Below are 12,003 nucleotides of genomic sequence, written 5' to 3'. Positions count from 1 at the left end.
CCTGTCATGTAAGGATTATCTATTGTTGGAAGCAGCAACGTCAGGGTTGCATCCGAGGCCCTGCGCGACAAACCAATATTATTGAGGCGGGCTTCAGTATTTCTGAAGCCCGCCTCCTGGCCCGGGCAAGGCCCCTGGCAGTTGATTCAGCTCATTGCGCGCGCCTGTGACAGACCTCTCTCCAGACGTAGATCTCTCCAGACGCAGACCTCAGGCCTCAGATATCAGGCCTTGATGCAGACCCCGAATTCCTCGCTGGCATCCAGCAGCCAGCGGCCGAGGTAATCGGCGAAGCTTCTGCGCACCACCAGCTCGAATTCGCTCTCGCTGACGCGGCGCAGCACCAGTGTCGCCTTGGCGAACACCGCCGGCACGCCACGTCCGACCGGGAAGGCACGCGGGTGCACATCGGTGGGCGTCGACTTCATCAGCACCTGACGCGCCTGGTCGCCACTCAGCGAGATGACGGTCTGGCCACCGCTGACGTTGACCACCTGATAGCGGCCGGCCAACGTCTCATGCAGCGCCTTCTCGACAGTGAAGGCTTCCTCGCCGGGCACCAGGATCAGCCACTCATCCGGTGACAGCCACTGGATCGAGCGACCGCCCTCATTCTGATGGAGAGTCGCCGGCGTCAACGGCAGCGCCAGACCCAGCGCCGCCTCGACACCCTCGGCGAAGCCCGGCTGCGCGGGGTCACCGCGCAGCGTCAGGTGACCGAGAAACGCCTTCTCCTGCAGCACGACGCCGGCATCGCCGTCATCGCGGGCCGTGAACAGATGCGCCAGCGGCGATCGGGCGCACTGAGCGTGGACCTCGGGCGTCGGGCGCTGGTCGATCACCGACGTCTGAGAACTTGTCATGTCCTGCGGCTGCGCATCGACGGCGGCACCCGCTTGCGGGTCGAGTGTGGTGGCATCAGACATGCTGGCGCTCCCCTTTCTTGTCGTAGAACACCGGTGAGGTGATTTCGGCTTCCAGCGTCGTGCCATCGGCCTGTGGCAGGAACACCGTCTCGCCGATGCGCTTGGCACCGCCCTTGACCACCGCCAGCGCGAAGCCATGTCCCAGCGTCGGGCTGTAGTAGCTGGAGGTCACGTGGCCGACCATCGGCATCGGGATGGCATGCTCGGGGTCGAAGACGATCTGCGAGCCTTCCGGCAGCACGATGCGCTCATCGCCGGCCTTCTTGCGCGTCGGAATCAGGCCGACCATCTGCTTGCGGTCGTCACGGCGGGTATCCGGGCGCGACAGCGCACGCTTGCCGATCCAGGAATACGGCTTGTTGTAGCCGACACACCACTGCATGCCGAGATCTTCCGGGGTGATCGAGCCATCGGTGTCCTGACCGACGATGATGAAACCCTTCTCGGCGCGCAGCACGTGCATGGTCTCGGTGCCGTAGGGCGTGAGGCCGTACTTCTTGCCGCACTCGAACAAACGCTTCCAGACATGCAGCCCGTAGTTGGCTGGCACGTTGAGCTCGTAGGACAGCTCGCCGGTGAAGGAGATGCGGAAGATGCGCCCGGGAATGTCGGCGATCAGCCCTTCACGCACTTCCATGAACTTGAAGCTGTCGCGATCAAGGTCGATGTCGGTCAGCTCGCCGACCAGCGCGCGCGCCTCGGGGCCGGTGACGGTCAGGGTCGCCCAGTGATCGGTGACGCTGGTCATCTGCACGTCCAGCTCCGGCCATTCGGTCTGGTGCCACAGCTCCAGCCATTCCAGGATCGAGGCCGCGCCACCGGTGGTGGTGGTCATCAGGAAGTGGTCTTCGGCCAGACAGGTGGTGACACCGTCGTCCATCACCATGCCGTCGTCGTGACACATCAGGCCGTAGCGCGCCTTGCCGACGCCCAGCTTGGCCCAGGCGTTGGTGTAGATGCGGTTGAGGAACTCACGCGCATCGCGACCGGTGATGTCGATCTTGCCCAGGGTCGAGGCGTCCAGCACGCCGACCTTCTCGCGCACCGCCAGACACTCGCGCTCGACCGCGGCATGCATGTCCTCATTGCCTTGCGGGTAGTACCAGGGGCGCTTCCACTGGCCGACATCCTCGAACCTGGCGCCCTGCGCTACGTGCCATTCGTGCATCGCGGTGTAGCGGATCGGGTCGAACAGCTCGCCGCAGTGACGGCCGACGATGGCGCCGAAGGTCACCGGCGTGTAGTTGGGGCGGAACACGGTGGTGCCGGTGTCGGGGATGGTCTGCCCCAGACAGCGCGCGGCGACCGCCATGCCGTTGATGTTGCCCAGCTTGCCCTGGTCGGTGCCGAAGCCCATCGCGGTGTAGCGCTTGACGTGCTCGATGGACTCGAAGCCTTCGCGGGTGGCGAGCTCGATACCGGCGGCGGTGACGTCGTTCTGCAGGTCGACGAACTGCTTGGGCGCGCGCGCGGTGGGCTTGTCATGCGGCACCTGATAGAGCGGCAGCATCGGCGTTTCTGCAAGCTCGGAGACCGCAGGCACCTCGGCCTGGGCGGTCTCGAACTCGCAGGCTTCCACCGCGGCGACACCGCTGGCGTAGGCCGCGACCAGCACATCTTCAAGCGCGAAGCTGCCATTGGCGGCGCCGCAGGCATCGAAGCCCTTGAGCATCGGTGCGCCCAGCGCCGGCAGGAAGCCGTGGATCTCGTCACTCCATACCGGACGTGCGCCGGTGTGCGCCGCCAGGTGAACCACCGGGCTGTAGCCGCCGGAGCTCGCGATGGTGTCGCAGGCGAGCTCTTCCACCGCCCCCGTCACGCTGAAGGCATCGATATCGATGGCCGCGATGCGCGCGCCTGTCACGCGACGCTCGCCCTTGGCTTCGATCACGGCGGCGCCGGCGATGATGCGGATGCCCGCGGCACGCGCCGCCTCGACCATCACGCCGGAGGGCGCCGGACGCGCATCGGCGATCGCGACCACTTCACGACCGGCCGCCGCCCAGGCAAGCGCCGCGCGATAGGCGTGGTCGTTGTTGACCGACAGCACCAGCTTGTCACCGGCGGCGACGCCGTAACGGGTCAGATAGGTGGTGACGGCACCGGCCAGCAGGTTGCCCGGCACATCGTTGTGGCTGTAGACCAGCGGCCGCTCATGGGCGCCGGTGGCCATGATGACGCGATGGGCGCGCACGCGGTGCAGGCGGGAGCGTGCCTGCTGGGCGCCACGGGCATTGCGCGGTGCGAGGTCGGCCTGATGCTCGGTACGGCGCTCGTGCAGGGTCACGAAGTTGTGATCGTGGTAGCCATTGGCGGTGGTGCGCGGCAGCAGCTGCACATCCTCACAGGCTTCGAGTTCCGCAAGCACCGCGTCACGCCATTCGATGGCAGGCTGGCCATCCAGGGTCTGATCGAGACAGTCCGCCGACATGGAGAGCAGCGAGCCACCCAGCTCTTCCTGCTCGTCACACAGGATAACGCGCGCGCCGCTGCGGGCCGCGACCAGCGCCGCCATCAGGCCCGCCGGGCCGGAGCCGATCACCAGCACATCGGTGTGTTGATGCAGGTGATCATAGATGTCCGGGTCCTCTTCGAGCGGAGAACGCCCGAGACCGGCGGCCTTGCGGATGTACTTCTCGTAGGTCATCCACAGCGAGGCCGGCGCCATGAAGGTCTTGTAGTAGAAGCCCGGCGGCATGAACTTGCCGCCCAGCTTGCCGACCTGCGGCAGGAAGCGGCTCATCAGGTCCTTCTGGGCCTTGACCCAGCCGCTGACGGCGTGGGCTTCCAGGCCGTCGTAAAGCGCCTGCTGGGTGGCACGCACGTTGGGCACCTGGCCGGCTTCGGTGCTGCCCAACTGCAGGATGGCGTTGGGCTCTTCGGCACCGGCGGCGACCAGGCCGCGCGGACGCGCATACTTGAAGCTGGCGTTGAGCACGTCGAGGCCGTTGGCCATCAGTGCCGAGGCGAGGGTATCGCCTGCCAGGCCCTGATAGCGCTTGCCATTGAAGGTGAAGGTCAGCGGCGTGGCGCGGTCGATGCGTCCACCCGAGGCGAGACGGCGCGGGGCAGCGGCGGTCTGGTTGTCTTGCTGGCTCATGCGCTCACCCCCTTGGCTTGCATGGTCGGATCGGCTTTCGTCTCACCGGTGATGGTGGGCTGCTCGCCCATGCGATAGGTCTCGAGAATCTCGTAGGTAACGGTGTGGCGGGTGATGTTGAAATACTTGCGACAGCCCACGGCGTGAATCCACAGCTCGTGGTGGACGCCACGCGGGTTGTTGCGGAAGAACAGATAATCCCCCCACTCGGCATCGGAGCAGGCTTCGGGGTCCTTCGGGCGCTCGATATGCGCCTGGCCCTTGACGTGGAATTCCTCTTCCTCGCGCAGCTCGCCGCAGTAGGGACAGAAGATATGCATCATGGTCGGTCGTCTCCTGACGGCAGGTTCAGTGCGCGACGCCAGCGGCGCCGTGTTCGTCGATCAGCTTGCCCGTGTTGAAACGGTCATAGGAGAAGGGTTCTGCCAGCGGATGGGTGCGCCCCTTGGCCAGTGTCCAGGCAAAGACGTTGCCGGAACCCGGCGTGGCCTTGAAGCCACCGGTACCCCAACCACAGTTGAAATAGAGCCCCTTCACGGGCGTCTTGGAAATGATCGGGCAGGCGTCCGGACAGGTGTCGACGATGCCGCCCCACTGACGGTTCATGCGTACCCGCGAGAAGATCGGGAACATCTCGACGATGGCCTGCAGGGTGTGCTCGATGGTCGGGTAGCTGCCACGCTGGCCGTAGCCCACGTAGCCATCGATGCCGGCACCGATGACCAGGTCGCCCTTGTCCGACTGGCTGACATAGCCATGGACGTGATTGGACATCACCACGGTGTCGAGAATCGGCTTGAGTGGCTCGGAAACCAGCGCCTGCAGCGGGTGGGATTCCAGCGGCAGTCGGAAGCCGGCCTTCTCGGCCATCACGCCGGAGTTGCCGGCGGTGACCACGCCGACACGCTTGGCACCGATGAAGCCGCGCGAGGTTTCCACCCCGACGATGGCGCCATCCTGCTTGCGGAAGCCGGTGACTTCGGTCTGCTGGATCAGGTCGACGCCGAGGCTGTCGGCGCCGCGCGCGAAGCCCCAGGCCACGGCGTCGTGACGTGCCACGCCACCGCGCGGCTGCCAGGAGGCACCGAGAATCGGGTAGCGTGCGCGGCTCGAGCAGTCCATCGCCGGCACCAGTTCCTGCACCTGCTGGGCGTCCAGCACCTCGCCATCGATGCCCTGCAGACGGTTGGCATTCACGCGGCGCTGGATGTCACGCATGTCCTGCAGGGTGTGGCCCAGGTTGAGCACGCCACGCTGGGAGAACATCACGTTGTAGTTGAGATCCTGGGACAGGCCTTCCCACAGCTTCATGGAGTGCTCGTAGAGCGCCGCCGCCTCGTCCCACAGATAGTTGGAGCGCACCAGGGTGGTGTTGCGCGCGGTGTTGCCGCCGCCCAGCCAGCCCTTCTCGATCACCGCGACATTGGTGATGCCGTGCTCCTTGGCCAGGTAATAGGCCGTGGCCAGACCATGCCCGCCGCCACCGACGATGACGACGTCGTATTCCTTCTTGGGTTCTGGGCTACGCCAGACCTTCTGCCAGTTCTCATGGTGGCTGAGCGCATGCTTGACCAGCCCGAATCCCGAGTAACGCTGCATTTGCCACCCTCCTCACATCTTTGCCACCGCAAGCGCTGTCCGGTGCTCTCGCCCGAGTGATGTCTGTTGTTGTCACCCGAGTGATGTCTCTGCGCTTGCGGCATGTGTCGTTGTTATCGTTGTCTCTCGCCAGCGCCTTGTTCAGGCAAGCGAGGCGGGGTCGGTCACGCTGTTCGATGCATAGACCGGGAAGCGGGCACAGACTTCCTCGACCTTGCCGCGCACCTCGGCTTCCACCTTGGCGCTCTCGCCGGTGGACAGCGCGTCGAGCAGATCACAGATCCAGCCGGCCAGTGCCTCGCATTCCGCCTCGCCGAAGCCGCGCGTGGTGGCGGCCGGAGTGCCGATGCGCAGCCCGGATGTCACGAAGGGACTCTGCGGGTCATTCGGCACGCTGTTCTTGTTGACGGTGATATGGGCGCGGCCCAGTGAGGCATCCGCGTCCTTGCCGGTCACGCCCTGACGGATCAGCGAGACGAGGAACAGGTGGTCATCGGTACCGCCGGAGACCACGTCATAGCCGCGCGCCATGAAGACCTCGGCCATCACGCGGGCATTGGCGATCACGCGGGCCTGATAGCTGACGAAGTCCTGGCTCATCGCTTCCTTGAAGGCCGCGGCCTTGGCGGCGATGACGTGCATCAGCGGGCCGCCCTGCTGGCCGGGGAAGACGGCGCCATTGAGCTTCTTGTGCAGCGCTTCATCACCGGTGGCGGAGAGAATCAGGCCACCGCGCGGGCCGCGCAGCGTCTTGTGCGTGGTGGTGGTGACGACATGGGCGTAGGGCAGCGGGCTCGGGTAGTGACCCGCCGCGACCAGACCGGCCACGTGGGCCATGTCGACCATCAGCCAGGCGCCGATCTCGTCGGCGATATCGCGGAAGCGACGCCAGTTGACCACCCGCGAGTAGGCGGAGAAGCCGGCGATGATCATCTTCGGCTTGTGCTCGCGCGCCAGACGCTCCATCTCCTCGTAGTCCAGCTCGCCGCTCTCGGTCAGGCCGTATTGGATGGCGTTGTAGTGCTTGCCGGAGAAGTTGGGCGCCGCGCCGTGGGTCAGGTGGCCACCATGCGCCAGGCTCATGCCGAGGATGGTGTCGCCCGGCGAGACGAGTGCCATGAACACGGCCGCGTTGGCCTGGGCGCCGGAGTGCGGCTGCACGTTGGCGTAGTCACAGCCGAACAACGCACAGGCGCGCTCGATGGCCAGCGTCTCGACCTTGTCGACGAATTCGCAGCCGCCGTAGTAGCGCTTGCCGGGATAGCCTTCGGCGTACTTGTTGGTCAGCTGGCTGCCCTGAGCCTCCATCACCAGCGGGCTTGCATAGTTCTCGGAGGCGATCAGCTCGATATGCGCTTCCTGACGCGCTGTCTCTTCGAGGATGGCCTCGGCCAGTGCAGGGTCGAGTCTGGCCAGTCGGTCATCACGGGTGTAGCCATGTTGCTGAGACATTGCGCGCCTCCGGTAAGCGGATCGTTGTTGTTGGAGTGGATCGATGAAGGGTGATCAGTGATCGTCTGTTCGCTCAAATCCTGTCGAGTCAGCCGGCGCCAAGGCCTTGAGTGGCTGTCTTGACCCGATACTAGCCCTGCCCCCCTGCGGCAAACTGCTTGTCAGCGTCACCCCGCAGCGCGAATGCGACATCGGCAGGCAAAAGCGACATCCCGATGGCCCGCACAGAGCTGCTTCGAATAGTGGCTGCCCGCCACTGGCGCTACACCGAAGCCCCTGCGGGCAGGTATGCTAGACACCGATATCGTGCGATCAGGCGCCGGATGACGACTGATCCATGCAAGCGCGCGCCTGAGGAAGGGAGTTGAGAATATGCTGATGGAATTGCTGGCGGTGATGGCACCGGTACTGTGTGGCGCCGCCATCGGCTTCTTCTGGGTCAGGCTGGGCAACGACTACCCGATGGCCTTCGTCACCCGACTGGTGCTCTACATCGGCACGCCGGCGCTGATCCTCAATGCGCTGGGCAGCGCCGAGATCGACAACTCGAGCTTTTTGCGCACGGGCCTGGCGACGCTGTCCGTGATGGCCCTGCTGCTGGCGCTTAGCTGGCCCTTCGCGCGCCTGATCGGCAAGCCCTGGAAGGTCGCGGTGGCGCCGTTGCTGTTCTCCAACGTCGGCAACATGGGCCTGCCGGTCTCGCTCTACGCCTTCGGCCAGGCCGGCTTCGCCTACGCCATCACCATCATGGTCACCATGTCACTGCTGCAGTTCACCCTCGGCGCCTGGCTTGCCAGCACCAGCGGCAACCCGCTGCGCAGCGTGGTGCGCTCGCCGACCATCTGGGCCAGCATCGTCGCCACCCTCATGCTGCTCTGCGATGTACACATGCCGCGCTTTGTCGCCAACAGCCTGGAGCTGATCTCCGGCTTCACCGTGCCGCTGATGCTGATCACCCTGGGCGTGTCGCTGGCCAGCATTCGCGTCAAGAATCTGGCGGCGGGCGTGGGCTTCAGCGTCCTGCGCATTCCCTTTGCCGCCCTATGTGCCTGGGGGATCGGCACCCTGCTGGACCTGCCCCCGCTGGCGCTGCATGTGTTGACCATGCAGATGGCCATGCCGGTGGCGGTCTACAACTACATGTTCGCCCAGAAGGCCGGGCGTGAGCCGGAGTACGTCGCTACGCTGGTGTTCTGCTCGACGCTCGCCGCCTTCCTCTATCTGCCCATGCTGCTGGCGGCGATGGGGGCGACACTGGGCTGACCCGACGGAAGCGGCCCGAGCCTTCCCGCAGTGAATGACAGGCACAAAAAAACCACGCGAGCCTGAGCTTGCGTGGTCGTGTGACACCTTCCTGCGGAAACTGCCGTGCCGTGAAGAAGACGGTATTGCACCATCCCGATATTGAGCAGCACGGCGCTTCCTGTTGCGACGATCAGCCTTGTAGTCCTGCTGGCACCCGCTCCCGGCCTGGAGGTGGCGCACCGTTCCCCTGTGTCATCATTGCCCTTTTGACCAAACCCGTGACTGGAGTGGCAGTCGTGGACCTGACGTGAACGCTCTCCGCTCTCGACCCGCAGCTGAAGATGGCATGCAGCCCAACGGGGCCTTGTGCTTATGGCACCAGGGCGAACCCTGGCGTGGCCTGGCGGGACTTCCCGCAGAGCCCCCTGCACTGCATGCGCTCATTCACGTGGCAACATCTGAAGGGTAGCCCCGAAGTCGTCTGCACCTCCAGATGGTTTGTGCCGTCTTCCTGCGCGAGTCGACTTGCTCATGAACCTGAGCATGAAGTCGTAGAGAACTCATACCGAGCAGACTATCAGCGCACCTCGGGCGTGGCGGCTTGCAGTCCCGCCAGGCCCTCGGCCTGCTGCTGACGCAGCTGGGCCAGCGTTGTCACGGCATGCTCCCTGGCTTGCCATTCGGCGCGCTCGGCATCATCGGCCCGAATGATGAAGCGTCCAAGCAGGGTGTAGAGCAGCCCCAGCAACGGTGACAGCCAGCAGGCGAAGGCCAGCGGAATGTAGAGCAGCCCCTCCATGCCCGCGCCACCGGCCATCAGCCCCAGTGAACTGACCACCACCGCACCACCGGCATTCCAGGGAATCAGCGGCGAGATCAGGGTGCCGCCCTCTTCCAGTGAGCGCGACAGATTGAGCGTCGAGTATCCCTCACCCCGATAGATCGGCGCGTACATGCGACCCGGCAGAGCGATGGAGAGGTAGGGGTCGCCCGCGATGACATTGGTCAGCGCCGCCGTGGAACTGGCCGCGACCTGCAGACCGAAGATACCGCGCACCTTGACCAGCACCGCGGCACACAGCGCCTCCAGACAGCCGATGATTTCCAGCAAGCCCCCGAAGGCCAGTGCGATCATCACCAGCAGGATGACCCAGGCCATCGACATGATGCCGCCGCGATTGAGCAGGCTGTCGATCTCGCTCACGCCGGTGCTCAAGGCGTAGCCGCCCTGCATATAGCCGAACAGTGCCTTGACCGCCTCGCCCTGTACGCCGAATGCCACGACCGCCCCGGCCAGCACCCCGACGAACAGCGCCGGGAGTGCCGGCATGCGCGCAACGGCCAGCGTCATCACCAGCAGCGGCGGCATCAGCACCCACAGATTGAAGGTGAAGTGTCCGGAAAGCCCTTCGGTGATGGCGGTGATGCGCTCGAGATCCAGCACCTGACCGGCGGCGAGCAGGTTGCCGGCGATCAGATAGATCACCAGCGCGATCAGCATGGCGGGAATGGTGGTCGGCATCATGTTGCGGATGTGCGCGAACAGATTCACGCCCGTCACCGCAGGGGCCAGATTGGTGGTATCCGACAGCGGCGAGACCTTGTCACCGAAGAAAGCGCCGGACACCACCGCACCGGCGGTCCACCACGGCGGAATGCCGAAGCCGGCCCCGATGCCCATCAGCGCAAGCCCCACCGTGCCCACGGTGCCCCAGCTGGTACCCAGCGCTACCGAGACCACCGCGCACAGCAGCATGGCCGCCGCCAGGAAGTATTCCGGCGAGACCAGCTGGAGTCCGTAGTAGATGATCATCGGTACGCTGCCGGAGGCGATCCATACTCCGACCGTCATGCCGACCAGAATCAGGATCGCGATGGAAGGCAGGCCGACACGCACGATGCGCATCATGCCTTCTTCCATCGCCGACCAGCCGTGGCCCAGCTTCCAGCCGATCAGCGCCGTGATGGCGACACCGCATACCAGCGGCACATGCGGAGTGAACTCGCCGAACACGAACAGTTGCAATGCAAGAACGGCCAGGGTGGCCACGATAGGCAGGCAGGCCATCTTGAGTGATGGCCGTAGTGGGGTCTGCACGTCCCGAGTCATGTCTTGCTCCATTAGTTAGTTGTACTTTTTGTACCCCTAACGCTAATGGGACCCGGGAAGTCGCGGCTGACTGACTGCGTCATCCAACCGCGCGAATGCGACATGTCCTCTCATTTAGCCAGCGCATTTATCCAGTGCCTGCGCCCGCCCGTGAATATCGCTCGCGAAAGCCAGCAGGGCGGGAGGCCAGGTTGTGGATCAGTAATCGATCACCACATCGCCATTGGGCACACTGCAGCAGGACAGGATGAAGCCTTCGGCGACGTCTTCATCGGTGATGCCGCCGTTGTGTTCCATCTCGACCTCGCCCGAGACCTTCTGCACCCGGCAGGTACCGCAGATGCCCATGCCGCAGGCCTTGGGAATATGCAGACCGAGCTTGGCGGCGGCGGCGTGGACGGTCTCGCCCGGGGCGATCTGCACCGACTTGCCGGTGGTGGAGAACTCGACCCGCGTGAGATCGGAGCGGTCCAGCTCATCGGCCAGCACCTCGGCCTGTTCGGCCTGCTCGATGGCCTCTTCCTCGACATCGACCGGCGTGGCACCGAAGGATTCCTCGTGATAGCGGCTCATGTCGAAGCCGTGGCTGCGCAGCAGATGCTTGACCGCATTCATGTAGGGCGTGGGGCCACAGCAGAAGATCTCGCGCTCCATGAAGTCCGGCGCGATCATCTCGAGCATCGCGTCGGTGAGATAGCCGCGATAGCCGGACCAGGTCTGGCCGGTCTCGAAGCGCTCGCAGATGACGTGCATGTTGAACTCCGGCACGCGGGAATCCATGAACTCGAGCTGACGCCAGAAGATGATGTCGCGCGGGCTGCGCGCACTGTGCACGAAGGAGATGTCCACATTGGCGTTGGTATCGAAGTACCAGCGCGCCATCGACATCAAGGGCGTGATGCCCACGCCACCGGACAGCATCAGAATGCGTTCCGCCGGGTAGTCGATGCAGTTGAAGTTGCCGACCGGGCCGTGCACCGCCAGCACATCGCCTTCATTGAGGTTGTCGTGCAGCCAGTTGGAGACCAGCCCGCCCGGCACGCGCTTGACGGTGATCGAGAAGCTGTAGGGCACCGACGGTGAGCTGGAGATGGTGTAGGAGCGCATGATCTGCTGGGCATCGATCTCGAGCTCCAGGGTCACGAACTGCCCCGGCTTGAAGAAGAACATCACCGGCTGTTCGGCCATGAAACAGAAGGTGCGAACGTCCCAGGTTTCCTGAATGACCTTCACGCAGCGCACGCTATGTCGACCGTTGGTCCAGGTCTGCGTCGTAACCGGATTGAAGTTGCTGAGAGTGGTGCTCATGAAGGCCTCGCTGGGCATGTTGTTCTTGGAGACATGTTCTTGAAGAGACAGTGTCAGGCCACCCTGCGCTGCGTGCGCGGCCAACGGTGGGACATGCTCAGGATTGTCGAGTCAGCGCCCGGCAAGCATTTATCCGTGCACGACAGAAACATGCCCGATCACTCCAATCCCGCCCCCGCAGCGCCCTGCCCCCGCCTCATCGCTACACCTGTCTGTGCCTCAAAGCCCCTGCGCAGACGACCGGCGTCGGAAATACATCATTG

Annotated in this window: 8 protein-coding genes; 1 reads left to right on the top strand and 7 read right to left on the bottom strand. The window is 64.6% G+C overall.

Annotated elements, in window-relative coordinates; all coding sequences use genetic code 11:
• Positions 1–224 precede the first annotated feature (224 nt).
• From AC5WNI_RS02375 to glyA, 5 genes are all read right to left on the bottom strand, one after another.
• The gene (locus AC5WNI_RS02375) at positions 225–926 is read right to left on the bottom strand and encodes a sarcosine oxidase subunit gamma (protein ID WP_495928603.1); all 702 of its coding nucleotides are present in this window, start codon (positions 924–926) and stop codon (positions 225–227) included.
• Positions 919–4,026 (bottom strand): sarcosine oxidase subunit alpha family protein, encoded by a 3,108-nt coding sequence (locus tag AC5WNI_RS02370; RefSeq protein ID WP_495928602.1) that lies wholly within the window; start codon positions 4,024–4,026, stop codon positions 919–921. Before AC5WNI_RS02370 ends, AC5WNI_RS02375 begins: the two co-directional genes overlap by 8 nt.
• The gene (locus AC5WNI_RS02365; RefSeq protein ID WP_495928601.1) at positions 4,023–4,349 is read right to left on the bottom strand and encodes a sarcosine oxidase subunit delta; all 327 of its coding nucleotides are present in this window, start codon (positions 4,347–4,349) and stop codon (positions 4,023–4,025) included. The genes AC5WNI_RS02370 and AC5WNI_RS02365 overlap by 4 nt, the downstream gene beginning before the upstream one ends.
• 25 nt (positions 4,350–4,374) lie before the next feature.
• On the bottom strand, positions 4,375–5,625 hold the full coding sequence (locus AC5WNI_RS02360; protein ID WP_043333139.1) for a sarcosine oxidase subunit beta family protein: 1,251 nt from the start codon (positions 5,623–5,625) through the stop codon (positions 4,375–4,377).
• A 141-nt stretch (positions 5,626–5,766) separates the two neighbouring features.
• Positions 5,767–7,077 (bottom strand): serine hydroxymethyltransferase, encoded by a 1,311-nt coding sequence (gene glyA / locus AC5WNI_RS02355; RefSeq protein WP_495928600.1) that lies wholly within the window; start codon positions 7,075–7,077, stop codon positions 5,767–5,769.
• Between the two features lie 372 nt (positions 7,078–7,449).
• Here glyA and AC5WNI_RS02350 point away from each other — a divergent pair, with 372 nt between their 5' ends.
• Positions 7,450–8,340, top strand: coding sequence for an AEC family transporter (locus AC5WNI_RS02350; protein WP_054555340.1), 891 nt, complete (start codon positions 7,450–7,452; stop codon positions 8,338–8,340).
• Between the two features lie 559 nt (positions 8,341–8,899).
• Here AC5WNI_RS02350 and nhaC read toward each other — a convergent pair.
• On the bottom strand, positions 8,900–10,432 hold the full coding sequence (gene nhaC / locus AC5WNI_RS02345; protein ID WP_495928599.1) for a Na+/H+ antiporter NhaC: 1,533 nt from the start codon (positions 10,430–10,432) through the stop codon (positions 8,900–8,902).
• Between the two features lie 198 nt (positions 10,433–10,630).
• On the bottom strand, positions 10,631–11,740 hold the full coding sequence (gene gbcB, locus AC5WNI_RS02340; RefSeq protein ID WP_213113475.1) for a glycine betaine monooxygenase reductase subunit: 1,110 nt from the start codon (positions 11,738–11,740) through the stop codon (positions 10,631–10,633).
• Positions 11,741–12,003 lie beyond the last annotated feature (263 nt).

The organism is Cobetia sp. PDI-12MA (genome assembly GCF_059507695.1).
This window is presented reverse-complemented; position numbering and strand designations above follow the sequence as displayed.

Bases quoted from the DNA above. Each gene is read 5' to 3' on its own strand.
- glyA (WP_495928600.1), bottom strand. From the start codon at position 7,077: ATGTCTCAGCAACATGGCTACACCCGTGATGACCGACTGGCCAGACTC.
- AC5WNI_RS02370 (WP_495928602.1), bottom strand. From the start codon at position 4,026: ATGAGCCAGCAAGACAACCAGACCGCCGCTGCCCCGCGCCGTCTCGCC.
- AC5WNI_RS02350 (WP_054555340.1), top strand. From the start codon at position 7,450: ATGCTGATGGAATTGCTGGCGGTGATGGCACCGGTACTGTGTGGCGCC.
- AC5WNI_RS02375 (WP_495928603.1), bottom strand. From the start codon at position 926: ATGTCTGATGCCACCACACTCGACCCGCAAGCGGGTGCCGCCGTCGAT.
- gbcB (WP_213113475.1), bottom strand. From the start codon at position 11,740: ATGAGCACCACTCTCAGCAACTTCAATCCGGTTACGACGCAGACCTGG.
- nhaC (WP_495928599.1), bottom strand. From the start codon at position 10,432: ATGACTCGGGACGTGCAGACCCCACTACGGCCATCACTCAAGATGGCC.
- AC5WNI_RS02365 (WP_495928601.1), bottom strand. From the start codon at position 4,349: ATGATGCATATCTTCTGTCCCTACTGCGGCGAGCTGCGCGAGGAAGAG.
- AC5WNI_RS02360 (WP_043333139.1), bottom strand. From the start codon at position 5,625: ATGCAGCGTTACTCGGGATTCGGGCTGGTCAAGCATGCGCTCAGCCAC.